This is a genomic window from Streptomyces sp. NPDC056738, assembly GCF_042790435.1.
Classification (GTDB): Bacteria; Actinomycetota; Actinomycetes; order Streptomycetales; family Streptomycetaceae; genus Streptomyces.
Map to the genome: position 1 here is coordinate 367,012 of NZ_JBHTZF010000010.1, position 22,540 is coordinate 389,551.

General features: G+C 71.8%; 18 protein-coding genes and 1 rRNA gene. 8 read left to right on the top strand and 11 right to left on the bottom strand.

What is annotated here, in order from left to right:
* Window positions 1–80: 80 nt before the first annotated feature.
* Window positions 81–746: an HAD family hydrolase gene (locus ACFRIC_RS26775; protein WP_382790386.1), complete on the bottom strand. Its 666-nt coding sequence runs from the start codon at window positions 744–746 to the stop codon at window positions 81–83.
* A gap of 57 nt (window positions 747–803) precedes the next feature.
* A complete protein-coding gene (locus ACFRIC_RS26780) occupies window positions 804–1,319 on the bottom strand; it encodes a DUF6912 family protein (RefSeq protein ID WP_382790388.1) in 516 nt (171 codons plus the stop codon).
* Window positions 1,320–1,664: 345 nt separating this feature from the next.
* Between ACFRIC_RS26780 and ACFRIC_RS26785 the strand changes: the two genes are divergently transcribed.
* Window positions 1,665–2,345, top strand: coding sequence for an Rv3235 family protein (locus tag ACFRIC_RS26785; protein WP_382790391.1), 681 nt, complete (start codon window positions 1,665–1,667; stop codon window positions 2,343–2,345).
* Window positions 2,346–2,589: 244 nt separating this feature from the next.
* Here the strand turns inward: ACFRIC_RS26785 and secA are convergent, their stop codons facing one another.
* The gene (secA, locus tag ACFRIC_RS26790; RefSeq protein WP_382790394.1) at window positions 2,590–5,436 is read right to left on the bottom strand and encodes a preprotein translocase subunit SecA; all 2,847 of its coding nucleotides are present in this window, start codon (window positions 5,434–5,436) and stop codon (window positions 2,590–2,592) included.
* A 244-nt stretch (window positions 5,437–5,680) separates the two neighbouring features.
* On the opposite strand from secA, the gene ACFRIC_RS26795 reads away from it, so the two are divergent.
* Together ACFRIC_RS26795 and ACFRIC_RS26800 are read left to right on the top strand one after the other, a co-directional pair.
* Window positions 5,681–6,247 (top strand): GNAT family N-acetyltransferase, encoded by a 567-nt coding sequence (locus ACFRIC_RS26795; RefSeq protein ID WP_382790397.1) that lies wholly within the window; start codon window positions 5,681–5,683, stop codon window positions 6,245–6,247.
* A 91-nt stretch (window positions 6,248–6,338) separates the two neighbouring features.
* Window positions 6,339–7,592: a winged helix-turn-helix domain-containing protein gene (locus ACFRIC_RS26800; protein ID WP_382790400.1), complete on the top strand. Its 1,254-nt coding sequence runs from the start codon at window positions 6,339–6,341 to the stop codon at window positions 7,590–7,592.
* Window positions 7,593–7,631: 39 nt separating this feature from the next.
* On the opposite strand, the gene ACFRIC_RS26805 is transcribed toward ACFRIC_RS26800, so the two are convergent.
* The 7 genes from ACFRIC_RS26805 to mtnA form a co-directional block, all read right to left on the bottom strand.
* Entirely contained in the window at window positions 7,632–8,378 is a 747-nt protein-coding gene (locus ACFRIC_RS26805; protein ID WP_382790403.1) for a response regulator, read from the bottom strand.
* Window positions 8,379–8,583: 205 nt separating this feature from the next.
* Window positions 8,584–9,276 carry a ribosome hibernation-promoting factor, HPF/YfiA family gene (gene hpf / locus ACFRIC_RS26810; RefSeq protein ID WP_382790406.1) on the bottom strand — a complete coding sequence of 231 codons (693 nt, stop codon included), beginning with the start codon at window positions 9,274–9,276 and terminating at the stop codon, window positions 8,584–8,586.
* A gap of 315 nt (window positions 9,277–9,591) precedes the next feature.
* Window positions 9,592–10,632, bottom strand: a complete 1,041-nt coding sequence (locus ACFRIC_RS26815) for a ComF family protein (RefSeq protein ID WP_382790409.1) — start codon at window positions 10,630–10,632, stop codon at window positions 9,592–9,594.
* A gap of 167 nt (window positions 10,633–10,799) precedes the next feature.
* Complete coding sequence (locus ACFRIC_RS26820) at window positions 10,800–12,590, bottom strand: LpqB family beta-propeller domain-containing protein (protein ID WP_382790412.1); 1,791 nt, start codon at window positions 12,588–12,590, stop codon at window positions 10,800–10,802.
* Window positions 12,591–12,633: 43 nt separating this feature from the next.
* A complete protein-coding gene (gene mtrB, locus ACFRIC_RS26825; protein WP_382790415.1) occupies window positions 12,634–14,715 on the bottom strand; it encodes an MtrAB system histidine kinase MtrB in 2,082 nt (693 codons plus the stop codon).
* A gap of 1 nt (window position 14,716) precedes the next feature.
* Complete coding sequence (gene mtrA / locus ACFRIC_RS26830) at window positions 14,717–15,406, bottom strand: two-component system response regulator MtrA (protein WP_192582811.1); 690 nt, start codon at window positions 15,404–15,406, stop codon at window positions 14,717–14,719.
* 8 nt (window positions 15,407–15,414) lie between these two features.
* On the bottom strand, window positions 15,415–16,560 hold the full coding sequence (gene mtnA / locus ACFRIC_RS26835) for an S-methyl-5-thioribose-1-phosphate isomerase (RefSeq protein ID WP_382790420.1): 1,146 nt from the start codon (window positions 16,558–16,560) through the stop codon (window positions 15,415–15,417).
* 141 nt (window positions 16,561–16,701) lie between these two features.
* On the opposite strand from mtnA, the gene ACFRIC_RS26840 reads away from it, so the two are divergent.
* The 5 genes from ACFRIC_RS26840 to ACFRIC_RS26860 are packed head-to-tail and all read left to right on the top strand — an operon-like array spanning window position 16,702 to window position 22,309.
* The gene (locus ACFRIC_RS26840) at window positions 16,702–18,033 is read left to right on the top strand and encodes a glycerophosphoryl diester phosphodiesterase membrane domain-containing protein (RefSeq protein WP_382790423.1); all 1,332 of its coding nucleotides are present in this window, start codon (window positions 16,702–16,704) and stop codon (window positions 18,031–18,033) included.
* Between the two features lie 4 nt (window positions 18,034–18,037).
* The gene (locus ACFRIC_RS26845) at window positions 18,038–18,796 is read left to right on the top strand and encodes a DUF4129 domain-containing protein (protein WP_382790426.1); all 759 of its coding nucleotides are present in this window, start codon (window positions 18,038–18,040) and stop codon (window positions 18,794–18,796) included.
* Complete coding sequence (locus ACFRIC_RS26850) at window positions 18,793–20,001, top strand: DUF4350 domain-containing protein (RefSeq protein ID WP_382790429.1); 1,209 nt, start codon at window positions 18,793–18,795, stop codon at window positions 19,999–20,001. Before ACFRIC_RS26845 ends, ACFRIC_RS26850 begins: the two co-directional genes overlap by 4 nt.
* On the top strand, window positions 20,001–20,999 hold the full coding sequence (locus ACFRIC_RS26855; protein WP_382790432.1) for an AAA family ATPase: 999 nt from the start codon (window positions 20,001–20,003) through the stop codon (window positions 20,997–20,999). Before ACFRIC_RS26850 ends, ACFRIC_RS26855 begins: the two co-directional genes overlap by 1 nt.
* Window positions 20,999–22,309, top strand: a complete 1,311-nt coding sequence (locus tag ACFRIC_RS26860) for a DUF58 domain-containing protein (protein WP_382790435.1) — start codon at window positions 20,999–21,001, stop codon at window positions 22,307–22,309. The genes ACFRIC_RS26855 and ACFRIC_RS26860 overlap by 1 nt, the downstream gene beginning before the upstream one ends.
* A 136-nt stretch (window positions 22,310–22,445) precedes the next feature.
* On the opposite strand, the gene rrf is transcribed toward ACFRIC_RS26860, so the two are convergent.
* Window positions 22,446–22,540 (bottom strand): 5S ribosomal RNA (rrf, locus tag ACFRIC_RS26865); the annotation flags it as partial.

Genomic DNA, 22,540 nt, shown 5'->3' on the forward strand with positions numbered 1-22,540 from the left:
CGGCGCCTTTCGGGCCGTCCGGGAGAGCCCTCGGTGGGCCGAGGGCTCTCGGTGTCCTGTCCGGGAGGCGCGCGGAGGCCTCAGGCCGCCAGTCTGCCGGCCTCCTCGACGGCCTCCTCCAGGCTGTCCACCACGGGAACGCCCGCCTCCTCCAGGCTGACGCGGCTGTGGGAGCCACCGGTGTAGAGGACGGCCCCGGCACCGACGTGCCGCGCGGCCGTCGCGTCGTCCACCGCGTCGCCGATGACCACCACGCGGCCCGGTTCGACACCGGCGAGGGCGGCGAGGTGGCGCACCATGTGCTCGGCCTTGCTGCCGCCGGAGGGCCCGGTCCGCCCGTCGACCCGCAGGAAGTGCGGCTCGATGCCGAAGCCGCGCACCAGCGGGACCAGCTCCTCGTGCCCGTACATGCTCAGGAGGGACTGGCTGCGGCCCGCCGCCTCCCATCCGGCGAGCAGCGCGGGCACGCCGTCGGTGAGCCCGCACGCCCTGCGGTGCTCGGCGTAGTACCGGTGGAAGGTGTCGTCCATGATCTGCCACTCGGCGTCCGTCGGCAGCCGGCCCATCAGCCGCTCGTAGAACCTGGGCACGGGCACGCAGTACATCGCCCGGTACCGCTCCAAGGTGATCGGCTCGAGCCCCAGCTCGGCGAACGCGGCGTTCGTCGCCCCGATGATCGCGTCATTGTCGTGGAACAGCGTGCCGTTCCAGTCCCACACAATGTGCGCGTTTCCTTGCTTCCCCATACGGAAAAAGTACCCGCCGCCACCGACAACGCGTCGTCCCGGGCGGGAACGGGGCGGCTACTCCCCGAGTCCGACCAGGCCCGGGATCTCCTGGGTGGCGAACCACAGCAGCTCGTGGTCCTCGGCACCGTCCACCACGAACTGGGCGTCGTCGTCGCCCGCGTCCGCCGCGCCGAGCGCCGCCGCGGCCGCGGTCACGTCCGTCTCGGCGTCGTCCGCGTCGACGTGCACGGCGGCCGCCTTCGCCAGGGTCACGTCCTGGGAGACCCGCACCTCGCCGAGCGCCGCGGGGTCGAGTCCCCGGTCGGGGTCGGCCGCCGCCACCCGGTCCGGGACGTCGACCGCGACGACGACCCGGCGCCGCACGGCCTCCTGGTCGATGGCCAGCAGCCGCAGCGAGGCCAGTGCCGCGCGGCTCAGCGCCGCGTACTCCAGTTCCTCGATGTCGTCGGAGACGTACCACTCGCGCAGGGCGGGCGTGACGGCGTACGCGGTGAACGGTCCCGTCTGCAGCTCTCCCGTCTTGTACGCCTCGGCGAGACCGGAGAGGGTCAGGGGGACGTAGACGCGCATGGCTGGCCGCTTTCGTAGTCGGGGCTCCGAGGGTCACGCGGTGCGAGCACTCCGGGGAGGCCGTCCCGCGCCTCCGGGGAGGGCCTTCAGGATACGTGCGGGCGTCCCCTTTCGAGGCCCCGGCCGCACCCGTCGCGGCGTCCACCCGAGGCCCGCGATTCACCCGGTACTCCCCTTCGCCGCCAAGGGCTCCGCGCCTCCGGGCCACCCTGATAGGTGATCTTTCCTGCGGCCGCGGCGCGCGCCCGCCGTCCTTGCGCCGGCCTCCTCCCGGCTCGTACAAGATCCCCGACACGAAAGTTACCGGCGGGTATCGCCGGTCCGGACGACGAGCGGGGACGACGCATGAACAAGGTGATGACGAGGACCAGGCGCCACCCGGGCACCCGTCCGCCCGGCCGTCAGGACTCCCGCCGCCCCGGCGGCGCCCCACCGCGCACCCCGGGCACGGGCACCCCCGCCCGACGCCCGACCGGCACCCCGCCCCAGGACACGACCCCGGCTCCCGCCCCCTCCGCGGGCCCACCGCACGGAGAAGCCCGGACGGGCACGCCACGGCTGAGGGAGGCGGCCGGGACCGGCAGGGAAGGCAGGACCGGCGGAGAGGCCCGGACGGGCGTCCTGGCGGCGGGAGCGGCCGGGACGCCCGCCACGGCGGCGGCCGGGGCTCCCGTGCGCCCCGCTCCGGGGCCCCGTCCCACCGACGTCTTCGCCGAGCGGCTGCTGGCCGTGCTGAGCGGTGCCCGCCCCGTCCACTGCATGCTGCGCCACACCGCGGGCCGGGCCTACGACGAACTGGTCCGGCTCGCGGAGCGCGGCCCGCTGCGCACCCGCGGCGCCCGCCCCGTCGTCCGGGACATCGGCTACTACGTCGCCCGCCCGGACGCCGTCGAGGCCTTCGCCCGCATCGGCGCCGGCGACCAGCTCCGCGCCATGGCCTTCCGGCTCGAACAGGGCCCCGACCTCCGCTGGCGCTGCACGGCGATCGAACTCGGCATCCCCCGCACACCCCACCCCCACGACTGAACGAAGTCCGCCCCGGCCCGCCCCACGCCCCCCCGGAGACGTCCGCACACGACCCGGCGACGTCCGCACCATGGTCCCGGGACGTCCGCACCATGGCCCCGGAACGTCCGCAGGGTCCGGGCCGGAGGCCTCCGGGCCGGGCCGGAGGTCTCCGGACGCGGGAAGGGCCGGACACCAGGTGTCCGGCCCTTCCCGCGTCATCCGGTCGCCTGCGGCGGCACTGCCCGCCGCACGCGACCCTCACTCACTTCTTGCGGCGGCGCACGCCACCCTTCTGGGCCTTGCGGCGCTCCGCGCGCGTGAGGCCGTCCGCCTCGGACCGCACCGGCTCGTCGCTGGCGAAGTCGCCCTCGACGATGCCGCCCTCGCCGTCCACGGTCGGCGCGGAGAAGTGCAGCCGGTCCGGCCGCTGCGGGGCGTCGAGGCCCTTGGCGCGGATCTCGGGGCGCGCCGCGCCCGCACCCGCGGGGACCGCCTCCTGCTTGGCCAGGGACGGCGCCGAGTCCTCGACCGGGACCTCCTCGACCTGCTGCTCGACCTGGACCTCCAGGTTGAACAGGTAGCCGACGGACTCCTCCTTGATGCCGTCCATCATGGCGCTGAACATGTCGAAGCCCTCGCGCTGGTACTCGACCAGCGGGTCCTTCTGGGCCATCGCGCGCAGGCCGATGCCCTCCTGGAGGTAGTCCATCTCGTAGAGGTGCTCACGCCACTTGCGGTCCAGGACCGACAGCACGACCCGGCGCTCCAACTCACGCATGATCTCGGAGCCGAGTTGCTCCTCGCGGGCCGCGTACTGGTCGTGGATGTCGTCCTTGATGGACTCGGAGATGAACTCGGCGGTCAGACCGGCACGGTCGCCCGCCTCCTCCTCCATCTCGTCGACGGTGACCTTCACCGGGTAGAGCTGCCGGAACGCGCCCCACAGCCGGTCGAGGTCCCACTCCTCGGCGAAGCCCTCGGCGGTCTCGGCCGCGATGTAGGCGTCGATGGTGTCGTCCATGAAGTGCAGGATCTGCTCCTGCAGGTCCTCGCCCTCCAGGACCCGGCGGCGCTCGCCGTAGATGACCTCGCGCTGCCGGTTGAGCACCTCGTCGTACTTCAGGACGTTCTTGCGGGTCTCGAAGTTCTGCTGCTCGACCTGCGACTGCGCGGACGCGATGGCGCGGGTGACCATCTTGTTCTCGATCGGCACGTCGTCCGGCACGTTTGCCATCGACATGACGCGCTCGACCATCTGCGCCTTGAACAGACGCATCAGGTCGTCGCCCAGGGAGAGGTAGAAGCGGGACTCGCCCGGGTCGCCCTGACGGCCGGAACGACCGCGGAGCTGGTTGTCGATACGCCGCGACTCGTGGCGCTCGGTGCCGAGCACGTAGAGACCGCCGAGGTCGTGGACCTCGTCCTTCTCGGTCCTCACGGCCGCCTCGGCCCGCTCCAGGGCGGCGGGCAGGGCGTGCGCCCACTCCTCGATGTGCTCCTCGGGGTCGAGGCCGCGCTGGCGCAGCTCCGCCTCGGCGAGGTCCTCGGGGTTGCCGCCGAGCTTGATGTCCGTACCGCGGCCGGCCATGTTCGTGGCGACGGTGACGGCACCCTTGCGGCCGGCCTGGGCGACGATCGTCGCCTCCCGGTCGTGCTGCTTGGCGTTCAGCACCTCGTGCTGGACGCCGCGCTTGGAGAGCTGCTGCGAGAGGTACTCGGACTTCTCGACCGACGTCGTACCGACGAGGATCGGCTGGCCCTTCTCGTGCTTCTCGACGATGTCGTCGACGACCGCCTCGAACTTCGCGATCTCGGTGCGGTAGATCAGGTCGGACTGGTCCTTGCGGACCATCGGCCGGTTGGTCGGGATCGGGACGACACCGAGCTTGTAGATCTGGTGGAACTCGGCGGCCTCGGTCATTGCGGTACCGGTCATGCCGGAGAGACCGGGCACTTCCTTGCCCTTGTGGTCGTGGCGCTTGTAGAGGCGGAAGAAGTTCTGCAGGGTGATCGTGGCGAGGGTCTGGTTCTCGTCCTTGATGTCCACCCCTTCCTTCGCCTCGATCGCCTGGTGCATGCCCTCGTTGTAGCGGCGGCCGGCGAGGATACGGCCGGTGTGCTCGTCGACGATCATGACTTCGCCGTCGATGACGACGTAGTCCTTGTCCAGCTTGAACAGTTCCTTGGCCTTGATGGCGTTGTTCAGGTAACCGACGAGCGGGGTGTTCACCGACTCGTAGAGGTTGTCGATGCCCAGCCAGTCCTCGACCTTGGCGACGCCGGGCTCGTGGATGGCGACGGTGCGCTTCTTCTCGTCGACCTCGTAGTCGCCGGTCTCCTCGATGCCCTTCAGGGGGTTGCCGGGCTCGCCCTTCTTCAGGCGGGTGACCAGCTTGGCGAAGTCGCCGTACCACTTGGTGGCCTGGTCGGCCGGGCCGGAGATGATCAGCGGCGTACGGGCCTCGTCGACGAGGATCGAGTCGACCTCGTCGACGATCGCGAAGTTGTGGCCGCGCTGGACGAGCTCGTCCTGGGACCACGCCATGTTGTCGCGCAGGTAGTCGAAGCCGAACTCGTTGTTCGTGCCGTACGTGATGTCGCACGCGTACTGCTCGCGGCGCTGGGCCGGAGTCATGTTGGCGAGGATGCAGCCGACCTCGAGGCCGAGGAACTTGTGGACGCGGCCCATCATCTCGGAGTCGCGCTCGGCCAGGTAGTCGTTGACCGTGATGAGGTGGACGCCGGCTCCGGAGAGGGCGTTCAGATAAGCGGGCAGGGTGCCGACGAGGGTCTTGCCCTCACCGGTCTTCATCTCCGCGACATAGCCGAGGTGGAGCGCGGCACCACCCATGATCTGGACGTCGTAGTGACGCTGGCCAAGGGCGCGCTTGGCCGCCTCGCGGACGGTCGCGAAGGCCTCGGGCATCAGGTCGTCGAGGCTCTCGCCGTCGGCGTACCGCTGCTTGTACTCATCGGTGAGGGCCCTCAGCTCGGCGTCGGAGAGGTCGACGAAGTCCTCTTCGATGGAGTTGACCTGGTCCGCGATGCGGTGCAGTTTGCGCAGGATCTTGCCTTCGCCTGCACGCATGATCTTCGAGAGGACGGACACGGGGGTTTGTCTCCTTGCCGGTCGGGCCTGGGACGGTCGGTTTCAATGACAGTTTCAAATCACAGCTTGAGCAACGGCCATCGTAAGCGAGGACCACACCGCGCCGGGAGGTCTGCCGGTGACAGCCACCAGGACAACGGACAGGGGTCGCCGAAGGTGCCGCGTTCGCTCAGCGAAAAGTAGCGAACCGGTCACGCAGGGCAAAGGAATGGCATCCTTCCGGTTGCCCGAGCAGAATCGCCCGATGGACCCCGTCACGCTGACCACCGACCGTCTCGTCCTGCGCCCCGTGGACGTGGACGACACCGACGCCGTCTTCGAGGCCGCCCAGGATCCCGACATCCAGCGCTGGACCACCATCCCCTCCCCTTATCTGCGCGAGCACGCGTCGGGCTTCACGGACCAGATCGTGCCCGAGGGCTGGGCGGACGGCTCGGCCTTCGCCTTCGGGGTCTTCCTTCCCTCCGGGGAACTGGTCGGGATGCTCTCCATCACGATGCGCTCCCTGGGCGTCGGCGAGGTGGGGTACTGGGCGACCAAGGAGCACCGCGGCAACGGCTACATCGCCGAGGCCACCGTCGCCGCCTCCCGCTGGGCCTTCACCGACCTGTCCGTCGACCGCGTCGAGTGGCGCGCCGAGGTCGGCAACGCCGGATCCCGCGCGGTCGCCGAACGCGCGGGCTTCACCATCGAGGGAACCCTGCGCTCGGCCCTCAACAACAAGGGCGTACGCCGGGACTGCTGGGTGGGCTCGCTGCTCCCGTCGGACCTGGGCCTGCCGTCGACGGCGCCGTACCTGCCGGCCAGGTGAGCGCGGGTCCGGCTCCCGGCGCGCGATCACGAGCCGCCGCGGTCCGTCCGTGCGCGCCCCGGTTGTCAGTGGCACCGCCTAACGTGTGGGCATGACGAGTCTTCCGCGTCCCACCACCGAACTCTCCGCGGACGAAGCCCGCCGAATCGCTCTGCGGGCGCAGGGTTTCCTGGGCGCCCCGGACCGCCGGGCGGGCGTCCGGGGAGTCCTGCGGCACCTCGGCGCGGTGCAGCTCGACACGATCTCCGTCCTCGCCCGGTCGCACGAGCTCATTCCGTACGCCCGGCTCGGCGCCGTCGGCCGCAAGACCGTGGAGCAGGCGTACTGGACCTCCGCGCCCTCCGACGGGACACCCCCGGCGCCGCACGCCTTCGAGTACTGGTCCCACGCGGCCTGCATCCTGCCCGTGGAGGAGTGGCCGCACTTCGCGTTCCGCCGCCGCGCCTACCGCGCCCGCCCGCACTGGAACCACGACCTGCCGGACGGCGCCTACGACCAGGTCCTCAAGCAGCTCCGCGCCGAAGGCCCGCTGACGGCCACGGACTTGGGCGGGGCGAAGAAAACCAGCGAGTGGTGGGACTGGTCGGGCACGAAGGTGGCCGTCGAACGCGCGCTGATGTACGGCGAGGTGGTGTGCGTCGAGCGGCGCGGCTGGAAGCGGGTCTACGACCTCGCGGAGCGGGCCGTCCCGAAGGCCCTGCTGCACGACGAGCTGGACGACAGGGAGTGCCTGCGCCGTCTGGTGCGCCTGGCCGGACAGTCCCTCGGTGTCGGCACCCGAGCGGACATCGCCGACTACCACCGTCTCAAGCTGGAACAGGTCGACGCGGTGATCGCGGACTCTGGTCTGGTCGCGGTGACGGTGGAGGGCTGGGGCAAGGCCCCGGGCGGCAAGGGCGGGGCGGGAGGCGCCGGCGCGAGAACGGCGGGAAGCGCGTGGGCGGACCCCGCGGCGCTGGAGACGGTCCCGCGCGGCCGTCACCGCACGACGCTCCTGTCGCCGTTCGACTCCCTCATCTGGGAGCGGGCGCGCACGGAGCGGATCTTCGATTTCACCCACCGCCTGGAGGCGTACACGCCCAAGCCGAAGCGGATCCACGGCTACTTCGCTATGCCGGTGCTCGCCGGCGGCCGGCTGGTCGGCCGGGTCGACCCGGCGCGGGAGGGCCGCACGCTGATCGCCCGGCAGGTCACCCTGGACGGCGCGAAGGCGGTCCCCGCGGTGGCCCAGGCCCTGGCGGAGGCCGCGGACTGGGTGGACTGCACGTCGGTGCGGGTCGAGCGGGTGGACGCCCCCGACCTGCGCGAACCGCTGACCGCGGAACTCGCGCGCATCCTGGGCTGACACCCGGCGGAGCCGTCGGGCGGCGTCCGGGGGTGACGCCTAGCGGATCTCGAGGATCTTCTCCCGCATCGCGTAGACCACGGCCTCCATCCTGGAGTGCAGTTGCAGCTTCTCCAGGATGTTGCGGACGTGGTTCTTCACGGTGTTCTCGGAGATGAACAGCTCCTTGGCGATGTCACGGTTGTTCATCCCCGTGGCCACCAGCTTGAGGACCTCCAGCTCACGGTCGGTGAGCCGGGGCGCGGGCACCAGCCGGCGCTCGTCCGTGCGCTGGATCATCGACTTGAACTCGGTGAGGAGCTTCGAGGCCATCGACGGACTGATCTGCGACTGCCCGTCGGCGACAGCGCGGATGGCCGTGGCCACCTCGTCGGTGGAGATCTCCTTGAGGAGGTAACCGGTCGCCCCCGCCTTGATCGCGTCGTAGAGGTCGGCCTCCTCGTCGCTGATCGTCAGCATGATGATCTTCGCGCTGGGGGCCACCTCCTTGATGGAGGTGCACGCCTCGATACCGCCGCGCTTGGGCATCCGTACGTCCATCAGCACGATGTCGGGCAGCAGGTCGGCGGCCTTGTCGACCGCCTCCGCCCCGTCCCCCGCCTCACCGACGACCTGGATGTCCTCCTCGGCCGCGAGCACGATCTCCAGACCGCGGCGGAAGAGGGCGTGGTCGTCGACGACGAGAACCCTGATGGGCTCCTCGCGTGAAGGACCCCCGCTCAGGCCGGAGGCGACGACTCCGTCGCCGGTGCCGCCGGCACGCATCGGTCCGAAGCTGTCCGCCATCGTTCCTCCCCCTGAAGGCCGTGGCCTGTGTTTCCGTGGCATCGCCAACCCAAGGCAACGACCCACCGGTTGGGCCGGTGCGGCCATGATTCCACGTCCGGACGGCGGCGGGGTGACGGAGCGGGGCGTGAAGTGGTCGCACACCGGTGCCCCTGGGGGCGCACTCGCGCTCCAGGGGCACCGGCTCATCCGTCACCGGAGACGGTCAGCCGCCGAGCGCGCCACCCGGCGCGTCCGCTCCGCCCTGGGTGACCATCGGGTCCGTGCTGAGGTGGATGACCCCGTAGTCGTACGCGTGGCGCCGGTAGACGACGCTGGGCTCCTTCGTCTCGGAGTCGACGAAGAGGTAGAAGTCGTGCCCGACCAGCTCCATCTCGTAGAGCGCCTGGTCGAGCGTCATGGGTGCGGCCACGTGGGTCTTCTCCCGGACGACACAGGGGCCTTCCCCCATGATCTCGAGAGAGCCGATCTTCTTGGTGGGTACGGCGTCCGGCTCCTCGTCGTGGACGACGTCACCGCTGCCGTTCAGGGTCGCGGCCCCCGGGACGACGTCGGCGACCTCGGCCGCCGAGATCCTGCCGTTGCCACGGCGGGTGTAGCGCTTGTCGTGCTGCTTGCGCAGCCGGGCCTCGAGCTTGTCCGCGGCCAGGTCGAGTGCTGCATACGCGTCGCTTGCCGCTGCCTCCGCCCGGATCACAGGCCCGCGGGAGTGGAGCGTGATCTCCACCCGGTCACTGCGGTCGGCCTGTCGGGGGTTGGGCTCCTTGGACACCTCGACGTCGAGGCTGATCACCTTGCCATCGAGCTTCTGGATCTTCTCCAGCTTCAGCTTCTCGGCCACGTGCTTGCGGAACCGCTCAGGCACCTCGGTCTTGCGGCCCTTGACGACGATGTCCACGCAGAACTCCGTTCCCGGATAGCCCCGCTCCACTGGCGGAGCATCTCCCTTTTGCACCAGGCTCCGGTGAGCCCCGGAACCTCGGACTCGGTGACTTTCACCTCCTCCTCCCCCAAGGACAAGATCTCCACCCCACCGATGCGGGTGATTGCCGGAAAGTCACGCTTCGGCACTCGGATGCGCGAGGTACGGCCTGCGCCATTGCCTCACAACCGAACATATCTCGCCCGGACGGATGTCGTCACCCTCTACTGATACGTACCTCCGTTCAGGTGAATTGACCCTCTCGTTACCTGCAACGATGCAAGTTCTCGGTCAGTTCCGGTTTATTTCGAAGGCGTCCGGCGGCGCCGCGATCACGGCCGAGCAGACCATGTCGCCGCTCCTTCCTTCGGCGTGCTCCCTACCCCCGATTCGCCCGAACACCTCCGCACCTACCGTCCTCTCACCCGTCCATCCCAGCGCCCGCACACCCGACTGCGCCGTGCGCACCGCCCGGGCCGCCTCCGCCAGCGAGGCCCCGGTCGTCATCAGGTCGTCCACCAGCACGACCCGCCCGCCCTCGGCCAGCAGCCGCCCGCCCCCGGCGACGACCTCCAGGGCGCCGGCCAGATTCGCCGCCCGCTGACGGGAGTTCAGCCCCGACTGGTCGGCCACGGCACGCCGCTGCCGCAGCACACCGAGCACCCGGGCCGGTGTCCCGGAGCGCCGCAGCTCCCGCGCCGCCGCGAGCGCGATCCGCCGCACCGGATCATGACCCCGCGCCCGGACCGCCCACCGAGCCGACGGCACCGGCACCAGCAGCACGGGCCCGCGCCCCGCCCCGGCCTCCCGGACCGCCACACCGCCGGTACCGGCCCCGGCCTCCCGGACCGCCACACCGCCGGTACCGGCTCCGGTCTCCCGCATCCGCGTACCGCAGCCGCCCGGACCGGCCCGCTCTCCCCGCACGTCCCTCCTCCCGGACCCCAGCTCTCCCCACACGTCCCCCTTCCCGAACCTCTGTGGTGCCTGCGGAGCCACGGGCCGCCCCGCCGGACCAGGTGGTCCAGGACGCCCCGCGGGCCCCAGACCTGCCCGCACAGCCCCCGCGAGGGCCGCGCCCAGGGGTGCCGCCAGCGCCAGCGCACCCCGTTCCTTGTGGGCGAGGAGCATGGCCCGCACCTCGTCCCCGTAGGGAGCGGCCGCGTGCACCACGGACAGCCCCGCCGGCTCGGGCACCGGTCGCACCCGGCACGGTGCGGCCCCCGTCAGGGCGGCACGGCACTCGGGACAGAGCACCGTGCGAGGCGTCCCGCAGCCTCCGCACTCGGCCGGCAGCACCAGATCCGTGAGGTCCCGCCACCACCCCCGCATGGCCACCACTGTGCCAACGCCCGGCCCCCTCGGCCACCCCTGTGGAAAACCTCGGGGAAGGGCGGAGAACCGCCTGTGGACGGCTGTACCCGACCGCTCCCGAAACGGCGGTGGGCCCGCCCGGAAAACCGGACGGGCCCACCTGCGAGGCACAGACGCACACGGCACTACCCCGGATAGACCGGCGCCGTCCCGTCCTGGACCACCTTCTGCCACTGCTCTCCCGCCGACAGCCGCACGATCCCGTCCGCCTCCGAGTGCGCCACCAGCGGCAACTGCTCGTCCTCCGACGCGGCGATCTCCTTGACGTTGGCCAGCGCGGAGGGCGAGGTCCCCAGCGGGGTGGAGCCGTCGACCTGGACGTACTGCATCTGCTGCACGCCACCCTTCTCGCTGCCGACCACCACCAGGCGGCTGTCCCCGGCCCAGGACATGGCCGTGACCTCCTCGAGCTGGGGCGCCACGGAACCCAGTCCGACGATGAACGCGCCGTCGGGATCGTCGCCGCCGCCCCGCTCGATCCGTCCGATCTGCAGCGAGCTCTTGCCGTCCTTCTCGACGATCAGCGCGACGCGCACACCGTCGGCGGCCACCCGCACCGCCTCGATGCGCCCGTCGAGCTCCGGCGCCTGCACGACGACGGGCTCGCCCGCGCCCTTGCGCAGCAGAAGCAGCCTGGGGTTCTTCGGGTCCCGGTCGGCCACCCACAGATCACCGTGCGTGTCCCAGCTCGGCGTCGTCAGCCGGTCGTCGGCCGTCCTGCCCTGGCTGCGCACCACCGGCTCGGCGAGCGACCCGCCCGGCACCAGCGACCCGACGTACAGGTTCCGGCCGTCGGCCGACACTCCGGCGGCGGTGTCCTCGTCCCGCGAGACCGCGGCCGCCCGCAGCTTCTTGTCGCCCTCGCCCAGCGCACCGGGCACCGGCTCGGGCTTCTTGTCGCGGTTGCCGCCGGGCATCCGTACGAGCCGCTGCTCGTGATCGATGAAGTACTGGTACTCCGGGTGCTCGCCCGTGCCGTGCGAGGCGACGCTCTCGGCCTTGGCCTTGGTCAGCGCGCAGAGCTGCGAGCCGTCGGACCGCTGGAGCTCCACCTCGTCGACACCGGTGGGGGTCAGATCCCGCAGGGTGAGGAGGATCTGCGCGGCCATCTCCCGGCACTTGGCGCTTCCGACCCGGTCGGCCCGCTTGTTCAGCGGCACCGTGACGCTGTTGCGGTCGTCGGGCGACAGCGACACGGCACTGTTCTTCAGCTCGGTGCCCGAGGGGAAGCTCGACCTGGCCACCGGGTCCAGCCACGTCGTGGGCCCCTTCAGCAGGGCGCGCACGATCTGCGTCATCGGGTCCACCTGCGCGCGCACGTAGACCGGGTCGGCGACGACTCCCAGGGGACGGTCGGCCCCGGAGGGTCCGTTCGACGCGTAGTAGTACTTGTTGACGGACACATAGTTGCGCTGGAAGTCCGACGCACCCATCACGACGCCCTGCGGCAGCCCGTCGATACGCCACTGCTTGTTGCTCTTGAGCTTCGTCAGATGCACCGATCCGCTGTACTGGCCGGCGTCCGGCCCGTACGCGTGCCAGGCGTCCACGGTGGCGACCTTGGCCCCGTTCAGCCGGAACAGGACGTCGCGGCTGCCCTCCTTGGTCCCGGAGGGCGCTCCCACCGGCTCCGGCGCGTCCGCGAGGACCGTCGTCGAACGGTACGGGTCCCACGTCTTGCGCGCGCTGTCGGTGAGGTACTTGCCGGCCGTCTCGTACTTGGCGTCGTCACTGGTCAGCGCCTCCAGGAAGCCCTGGACGATCTCCGCCGCCGAGGCACCGGGATGCGGCGGCATCGCGTAGACGCGGACCTGCGAGTCCTGGCGCGGGGTGGACTCCACCCCGCGCAGATCCCCGCTGTCCGGCATCGAGGCACACCCCGCCAGCAGCAGGGCGCCACACCCGGCGTACACCATGACGCTTGCCGAACGGCGTCCGCGGATGCCGTTCCCCCCGCGGTCAGCGCCCACGAAATGCCTCCCCATGTCCGAGCTCCTCCGGCGTCTCGCCGTCCCGCCCCCGCTCCTGCGCGGTCCGTTCCCGGCCGGTGCCGGATGTCTCCTCCTGGCGCCGCAGCGCCCCGGCGGGCCGGGGCACCACGCGGGCGCCGTTGCCGGGCAGTGCCGTCGGATCGGCCGTGGGCGAGGCCCCGGCCAGCCGGGGGGCCATGGCCCCGCGCGGCGGTATCGGATCCGCCGCGGACCCGGCCTGCTGTACGGGAACCGTGGCGCGCTTCGTGGCGCCGCCGTGCGGCAGCCCGGCGTCGTCGAGTCCGCGGTTGCGCCGGGAGTCCTTGGGTTCCAGGGGTATCGGTGATCCCCTGAGCGGTTCGTCGGCGGTGCGCGGCAGGGTCAGCCGGAACTGCGAACCGCCGCCCGGCTCGCCCCAGGCCTGCAGCCAGCCGCCGTGCAGCCGTGCGTCCTCCAGGGCGATGGACAGGCCGAGGCCCGTGCCGCCGGTGGTACGCGCGCGTGCCGGGTCGGCCCGCCAGAAGCGGCTGAACACGCGGGTCGCCTCGCCGGGCTTGAGCCCGACGCCGTAGTCGCGGACCGCGATCGCGACCGCTCCGCCCGCCGCGGCGAGCTTGACGACGACGTCCTTGCCCTCGCCGTGCTCCACGGCGTTGACGACCAGGTTGCGCAGCACCCGCTCGACCCGCCGGGCGTCCGCCTCGGCGATCAGCGGCTGCTGGTCGCCGACGACACGTATGTGGGTGCCCTTGCGGTCGGCGAGCGGCTCGGCTCCGCCGACCACCCGTCGTACGACCTCCCTGAGGTCGATCGCGTCGGCCTCCAGGGCCGCCGCGCCCGCGTCGAACCGGCTGATCTCCAGCAGGTCGGCGAGCAGCGTCTCGAAGCGGTCCAACTGGTCGGCGAGGAGTTCGGCCGACCGCGCGGTCACCGGGTCGAAGTCCACGCGCGCGTCGTGGATGACGTCGGCGGCCATCCGCACGGTGGTCAGGGGGGTGCGCAGTTCGTGCGACACGTCGGACACGAACCGCCGCTGCATGCGCGACAGGTCCTCGAGCTGCTGGATCTTGAGCTGGAGGTTCTGCGCCATCTTGTTGAAGGCTTCGCCCAGACGAGCGATGTCGTCCTCGCCGGTGACCTTCATACGTTCCTGGAGGCGTCCGGCGGAGAGCCGCTCGGCGATCCCGGCCGCCATGCGCACCGGTGTCACGACCTGGCGCACCACGAGCCAGGCGATGGCCCCGAGCAGCACCACGACGAACAGTCCGGCCGTCGCGAGGGTGCCCTTGACCAGGCTCAGCGACTTCTCCTCCTGCGTGAGCGGGAAGAGGTAGTAGAGCTGGTAGGCGTCCCCGTTGGGGTCGCTGACCTGCTTGCCGATGACCAGCGCCGGCTGGGACTCCCGGCCGTCCTTGTAGACCACACGGGTGTAGCTCTGCGCCGCCGCGGTGCTCTTGTCGACCCGGGCGCGCAGGTTCTCGGGGACGCTCACGGTCGGGTCCACCTGGCCCGAGTACCGGGGTGCGAGACCGCCGCTGCCGTCGCCCGAGGCGGTGGAGTTGAGGGTGACCACGTCGAACGCGCCCTGTCCGCCACTGGACAGGGACACGACGAGGTCGGTCATCCACTGGCTGACGTTCTTCGACCGTCCGTCCGTGGCGGCGCCGTCGTCGCCGTTCGCCGTCGCCGCGGAGTCCGCCTTCTGCTTGGCCACCGAGAAGCCGCCGGTGGCCTGGCTCTGGGAGGCCCGCACCTTGGCGTCCAGCAGGCCGTTGCGGACCTGCCCGATCACGACGAAGCCGAGCAGCAGGACGACGCCCATCGACATCAGCAGCGTCGTCGCTACGATCTTGAGCTGGATGTTGCGCCGCCACAGCCGCATCACGGGCAGCAGCGGACGGCGCACCCAGCGTATGAGCAGCCGGAGGACCGGACTGCCCTGGACCCCGCCCTGGAGCAGTCCTCCTTCGAAGAACCGCTCCCAGCGGGAGCCCCTCATCTTCCGGCCGACAGGCCGCCCCGAACGATCCCCCAGCTCAGCGGACGCCGAAGCGGCACTGTCCCATGACATGTCAGCTCGGTCCTGCCTTGTATCCGACGCCTCGGACGGTCACCACGATCTCCGGGCGCTCCGGGTCCTTCTCGACCTTGGAGCGCAGTCGCTGGACGTGCACGTTGACGAGACGGGTGTCCGCCGCGTGCCGGTAGCCCCACACCTGCTCGAGCAGGACCTCACGGGTGAAGACCTGCCACGGCTTGCGCGCCAGAGCGACCAGCAGGTCGAACTCCAGCGGCGTCAGCGCGATCGACATGCCTTCCCGCTTCACAGAGTGACCGGCGACGTCGATGACGAGGTCGCCGATCGAGAGCTGCTCGGGTGCCGGTTCCTCCGAACGGCGCAGCCGCGCCCTGATCCGCGCCACCAGTTCTTTTGGCTTGAACGGCTTCACGATGTAGTCGTCGGCGCCCGACTCGAGGCCGACCACGACGTCGACGGTGTCGCTCTTCGCCGTGAGCATCACGATCGGCACCCCGGACTCCGCCCTGATCAGGCGACACACCTCGATGCCGTCCCGTCCGGGCAGCATGAGGTCCAGGAGCACCAGGTCGGGCTTGGCGTCACGGAAGGCGGCCAGCGCCTTGTCGCCGTCGGCTACGAAAGACGGCTCAAAACCTTCACCACGCAACACGATGCCGAGCATCTCGGCCAGTGCGGTGTCGTCATCGACGACAAGGACTCGTCCCTTCATAAACGACATCATCCCATTAACTAAATCGTTACCTGGCGTGACAAGTCACACAGCTCGGCGAGAGCCTCAGCCGTCACGGGCGAAACAACGCCCTCTTCGGTGACGATCGCCGTGATCAACTCCGGCGGCGTCACGTCGAACGCCGGGTTGTACGCCTGGGTCCCCAGGGGTGCCACAGGTATACCCCCTCCCGGCTCCGCCCCCGCCACCGGGACCTGCGGAGCTGCGATCTCCGTCACTTCATGACCCGCGCGCTGCTCGACTTCGATGGACGCGCCGTCGGGCGTGTCCTGGTCGATCGTCGTCACCGGCGCCACCACGATGAACGGCACGTGGTGGTACCTGGCCAGCACCGCGAGCGGATAGCTCCCCACCTTGTTCGCCACCGAACCGTCGGCCGCGATGCGGTCGGCGCCGATCAGCACGGCGTCCACCTCCCCGGCCGCGAACAGCGAGCCCGCCGCGTTGTCGGTGAGCAGGGTGTACGCCATGCCGCTGCGCGCGGCCTCGTAGGCGGTCAGACGGGCGCCCTGCAGCAGGGGCCGCGTCTCGTCCACCCAGAGCCGCCGCAACTGCCCGGCCCGGTGCGCGGCGAGCGCCACGGCGAACGCGGTGCCCTCGCCGCCGGAGACCAGCGCCCCGGTGTTGCAGTGCGTGAGGATCCGGTGGCTGCCGCCCGGCAGCAGCTCGTCGAGCAGCGCGAGGCCGTGCTCGGCCATGCGCGCGCTCGCCTCGGCGTCCTCGCGGTGCAGCGTCCGTGCCGCGTTCAGCGCGGCCGCCGCGGCCACCGTCTCGTCGCCACCCGCGGAGAGCGCCGCCCGGTGGGCCGCCTGCGCCCGGCGCACACCGACCGCGAGGTTCACGGCCGTCGGCCGGGCACCGGCCAGGGCGTGGGCGGCCTCTTCCACGTCGAAGCCGCGTACGGCCGCGAGCGCGACGCCGTACGCACCGGCGATCCCGAGCAGCGGCGCACCGCGCACCGCGAGCGTACGGATCGCCTCCACCAGGGCCGGCGCGTCCGTGCACACCAGCTCGACCTCCTCCGCGGGGAGCCGCGTCTGGTCGAGAAGGACCACCACGGGACCTTCGGGCGGCTCGTGCCAGCGGATCGCGGGTATCTCCGTCGGTCCACTGTCCTCGCGGGGTTGCGCGTAGTGATCGGCCATTCGCCCAGTCTGCCCCGTACCCGGCGGACTATTGAAGGTGTGCAGCCCATACGGGGCCCCGTACTCTGCCGGGCACGCCGTGACACGATGGCTGCCAACCTGCCGCCGCGACCGCGGGACGGGCACCGTGAAGGAGCGACGATGAACGACACTCCGGGCTGGGCGTCGCCCGGATCCGCCCCCTCCGGCGAAGAGACGCCGGACTCGTCCGGCACCCCGGGGCCCGCGGACCAGGACGGAGCGAACCCGCCCGAGCAGCCGTCGAAGTGGTCCAAGGAGCAGCCCCCGCCCGGCCAGTGGTCCGCGCCCGCCCCGCAGGGGCCCGCGCAGGCCCCGCCGCCCCCCGCGCCCGGCCGGGGCTGGGCCGGCCGTCCGCCGGGCGACCAGAACGGTGGATACGGCGGTGGACACGGCGGCTGGGGAGGCCCCGGACAGGGCACCCCGAGAGGCCCCGGCGGCTGGGGCAGCGGCTGGGGCGCGCAACCGCCCGCCGCCAAGCCCGGCGTGATCCCGCTGCGTCCCCTGGGCGTCGGCGAGATCCTGGACGGCGCCGTGTCGACCATGCGCGCCTACTGGCGCACCGTCCTCGGCATCTCGCTGGCCGTCGCCGTCGTCACGCAGGTCGCCGTCATCCTGCTCCAGGGCTTCGTCCTGGACAGCACCGACACGGACGCGCTCGACGACCCCAGCGCCACCCTCGGCGAGCTGAGCCGGGCCATGGGCGACGCCCTCCTCGGCTCCGGTCTCGTCCTGCTCGTCACCCTGCTCGGCACCATCGTCGCGACGGCCCTGCTCACCTCGGTGACCAGCCGTGCGGTGATCGGCAAGCCGGTGACCACCGGCGAGGCGTGGCGCGACGCCCGTCCCCAGCTCGCCAGGCTGCTCGGCCTGACCCTGCTGCTCCCGCTCATCGCCGTCGCGATCCTCACCGCGGGCGCACTGCCGGGTCTGCTCGTGGTGGCGGGCGGCTCGACGGACGCCGGCCTCACGCTCGCCGTCCTCGGCGCCCTCGCAGCGGGTGTCGTCGCCCTCTGGCTGATGATCCGCTTCTCGCTCGCCTCCCCCGCCCTGATGCTGGAGAAGCAGAGCATCACGAAGTCGATGCGCCGCTCCGCGAAACTCGTCCGCGGCTCCTGGTGGCGGGTGTTCGGCATCCAGCTCCTCGCCACGATCATCGCCAACATCGTGGCGTCGATCGTCGTGATCCCCTTCGCCGTCCTCGCTGCCGCGCTGAGCGGCGACGGCTTCACCGGCTTCCTCGACAGCTCCGGCGGCGACCTCGGCTGGACCTACCTCATCGTCAGCGGCATCGGCTCGGTGATCGGATCCATGATCACGTTCCCGATCACCGCGGGCGTCACGGTCCTCCTGTACATCGACCGGCGCATCCGCCGTGAGGCCCTCGACCTCGACCTGGCCCGGGCCGCCGGCCTCCAGGGATACGGCACCACCGGCACCACACCAGGGAGTTGATGCGGTGAACGGGGCGGGGGGAGTCCTTAAGGCGGTGCTCGCGGGGCCGCACACCGGTGCGATCACGGTCCTCGCGTCGGCCCGCGACGACACACCACCGGTGACCACACCGCGCGAGGCCGCACGGGAGGCGGCCAGACGCGAACTGTCCAAGCGGATGTACCACGAGAACGACCCCAGCCTCGTCCAGCGTGCCCTCAACGCCTTCTGGGACTGGGTCGACCGACTGTTCGGCGCCGCCTCGTCCGCGACGCCCGGCGGAACACTCGGACTCGTGGTCATCGTCCTCGCCGTCGTGGCGGTCGTGGCCGCCCTGTGGTGGCGCCTGGGCACCCCGCACCGCGCCCCCGCCTCGTCCGCCGCCCTCTTCGACGACCGCCCCAGGAGCGCCGCCGAACACCGCGCCGCCGCCGAGGCGCACGCCGCCCAGGGCCACTGGAACCAGGCGGTCCAGGAACGGATGCGGGCCGTCGTACGGTCCCTGGAGGAACGCGCCCTGCTCGATCCGCGCCCCGGCCGCACGGCCGACGAGGCCGCCGCGGAGGCGAGCCGCTCCCTGCCCTCCCACGACGGCCGACTGCGCGCCGCGGCACGCGACTTCGACGACATCACGTACGGCGGCCGCCCCGGCGACCCACGCGCGTACCAGCACCTCACGGACCTCGACCGCGACCTGGAACGCACCAGGCCCGTCCTCACGGACAGCGCCGCCGGCCCGCACCCGAAGACGGACCGCAAGGGCCACCAGGGGGCCGCGTCATGACCGAGGCCACCCTCACCCCCACCTCGTCCTCGCCCACCACCTCGTCCTCGCCCACCACCCGCCAGATCTGGACCCGAACGCGCGGAATCGCCCTCGCGCTCGTCCTCCTGCTGGCGGCCGCCGTCGCGATAGCCGCGGTCCGCTCGGACTCCCGGCACGGCCGCCTCGACCCGCGCTCCGCCGACCCCTCCGGCAGCAAGGCCGTCGCCCGGCTCCTCGCCGACCGGGGAGTCTCCACGCGCGTGGTCACCACCCTCGGCGAGGCGCGCTCGGCGGCCGGCCCCGACACCACCCTGCTGATCACGTCCCCCGACCTGCTGACCAGGCATCAGCAGACCGACCTGCGCACGGCGACGGAACAATCGGGCGGCCGTACGATCCTGATCTCCCCCGGACCGCCCTCCCTCGGCACCCTCGCCCCCGGCGTCACCGCCGACCCCGCGGTCAGCTTCGACTCGACGCTCTCCCCCCGCTGCGATCTGCCCGCCGCGCGCCGAGCGGGCAGCGCCGACACCGGCGGCATCCGCTACAGCACCACCGACCAGGACGCCGACACCTGCTACCCGAGCGAGGGACTGCCCACGCTCGTACGCGTGCCGGCCCGCGCGGGAGGCGGCGACACCGTCGTGCTCGGTGCCCCCGACATCCTCTACAACGACCGCCTCGACGAGCAGGGCAACGCCTCGCTCGCACTCCAACTCCTCGGCTCCCGCACCCATCTGGTCTGGTACCTCCCCTCGCTCTCCGACGACTCGGCCACCGACACGGGCAGCCGGAGCTTCTTCGACCTGCTCCCCTCGGGCTGGCTCTGGGGCACCCTGCAGCTCCTCATCGCCGCCGTCGTGGCAGCACTGTGGCGGGCACGCCGCATGGGCCCCCTCGTACCCGAACGGCTTCCCGTCGCGATCCGCGCCTCCGAGACCGCCGAAGGCCGCGCCCGCCTCTACCGCAAGGCCGCCGCCCGCGACCGCGCGTCCGCCGCTCTCCGCTCCGCCACCCGCACCCGCCTCGCCCCCCTCATCGGCGTACCCCCGGCCCAGGCGCACGCGCCCGAGACCCTGCTCCCCGCCCTGGCCACCCACGTCGACGGCGACCCGGGCGCCCTGCTCCCGCTCCTCTTCGGGCCGCCGCCCCGCGACGACGCGGCCCTCGTCTCCCTCGCCGACCAACTCGACGCCCTCGAAAGAGAGGTACGCATTTCATGATGGACCCGACCACTGACAACGCCGGGTACACCGGGTACACCAAGGACGCGGACACCGCCCGCTCCTCCCTGGAAGCCCTGCGCACCGAGATCGCCAAAGCCGTGGTCGGCCAGGACCCCGCTGTGACCGGCCTCGTCGTCGCCCTCCTGTGCCGCGGACACGTTCTCCTCGAAGGAGTCCCCGGAGTGGCCAAGACGCTGCTCGTCCGCGCACTGGCGTCCGCCCTGGAACTCGACACCAAGCGCGTCCAGTTCACCCCCGACCTCATGCCGAGCGATGTCACCGGCTCGCTCGTCTACGACGCCCGCACCGCGGAGTTCTCCTTCCAGCCCGGCCCGATCTTCACCAACCTCCTGCTCGCCGACGAGATCAACCGCACGCCTCCCAAGACCCAGTCGTCGCTCCTGGAGGCGATGGAGGAACGCCAGGTCACCGTCGACGGCACACCCCGGCCGCTGCCCGAGCCCTTCCTGGTCGCCGCGACCCAGAACCCGGTCGAGTACGAGGGAACGTATCCGCTCCCCGAGGCCCAACTGGACCGCTTCCTCCTCAAACTGACGATCCCGCTGCCCTCCCGGCAGGACGAGATCGACGTCCTCACCCGCCACTCCGAGGGCTTCAACCCGCGCGACCTGCGCGCCGCGGGCCTGCGTCCCGTCGCCGGCCCCGCCGACCTCGAAGCCGCCCGCGCCGCGGTAGCCAAGACGACGGTCTCTCCCGAGATCACCGGCTACGTCGTCGACCTGTGCCGCGCGACCCGCCAGTCGCCGTCGCTCACGCTCGGCGTCTCCCCGCGCGGCGCGACGGCCCTGCTCGCCACCGCCCGCGCCTGGGCCTGGCTGACCGGCCGCGACTACGTCATCCCCGACGACGTGAAGGCCCTGGCCCTGCCGACCCTCCGCCACCGCGTTCAACTCCGCCCCGAGGCCGAGATGGAGGGCGTGACGGCCGACTCCGTCATCAACGCGATCCTCGCCCACGTCCCCGTCCCCCGCTGATGGCACTCACCGGACGCGCCGCTCTCCTGGCGGCCCTGGGCGCGCTCCCCGTCGGCATCTGGGGGCCGAGTTGGACAGGCGTCCTCGCCGTGAACGTCCCCCTCGCCCTGGCCTGCGCCTGCGACGCCGCCCTCGCGGCCCCCGTACGACGCTTGGGCCTGACCCGCTCCGGGGACACCTCGGTACGCCTCGGTGAGGCCGCCGACGTCACCCTCACGGTCACCAATCCCTCCGGCCGCCTTCTGCGCGCCCACGTCAGGGATGCCTGGCCGCCCAGCAGTTGGGAACCCGGCACGGAGGTCGAGGCCTCCCGCCACCGTATGACGGTCCCGGCGGGCGAACGCCGCCGTGTGACGACCCGTCTGCGCCCCACCCGCCGCGGCGACCGCCGGGCCGACCGTGTCACGATCCGCTCGTTCGGCCCGCTCGGTCTGTTCTCCCGTCAGGGCAGCCACGAAGTCCCCTGGGCCGTACGGGTCCTGCCCCCCTTCACCAGCCGGAAGCACCTCCCGTCCAAGCTGGCCCGGCTCCGTGAACTCGACGGCCGCACCAGTGTGCTGACGCGCGGTGAGGGAACGGAGTTCGACAGTCTGCGCGAGTACGTTCCCGGCGACGACACCCGCTCCATCGACTGGCGCGCCACGGCCCGCCGGACGACGGTCGCCGTACGGACCTGGCGTCCCGAACGCGACCGCCACATCCTTCTGGTCCTCGACACCGGCCGCACCTCCGCGGGCCGTGTCGGCGACGCGCCCCGCCTCGACGCCTCCATGGACGCGGCCCTGCTCCTCGCCGCCCTGGCCTCCCGCGCCGGCGACCGCGTGGACCTCCTCGCCTACGACCGCCGGGTACGCGCCCTGGTCCAGGGCCGTGCGGCAGGCGACGTCCTTCCGTCCCTGGTCAACGCGATGGCGGGGCTCGAACCTGAGCTCGTCGAGACGGACGCCCGCGGCCTGACCGCCACAGCTCTGCGTACGACCTCGCGCCGGTCCTTGATCGTGCTCCTGACGACCCTCGACGCCGCTCCGGTCGAGGAGGGCCTGCTCCCCGTGCTCTCCAGCCTCACCCAGCGCCACACGGTGCTGCTGGCATCGGTCGCGGACCCGCACGTCGCGCGGATGGCGAAGGCCCGGGGCGACATCGACGCCGTGTACGAGGCAGCGGCGGCGGCCCAGGCCGAGGCGGGACGTCAGCGCACCGCCGAGACGCTACGACGTCACGGGGTCACCGTCGTGGACGCGACTCCGGACGATCTCGCGCCGGCCCTGGCGGACGCCTACCTGGCGCTGAAGTCCGCGGGTCGCCTGTAAAAACGCCACCAGCAAAACCGGCCAGGAATCCGAAAGCCGGCCCACAACCCGGAATCGACGGAGAGTGGGAAAACCGGTCCTGAACGCAGAAAACCCCCGGACCGGTATCCCCGGTCCGGGGGTCTTCTCACAATTTGTTCGGCGGCGTCCTACTCTCCCACAGGGTCCCCCCTGCAGTACCATCGGCGCTGTGAGGCTTAGCTTCCGGGTTCGGAATGTAACCGGGCGTTT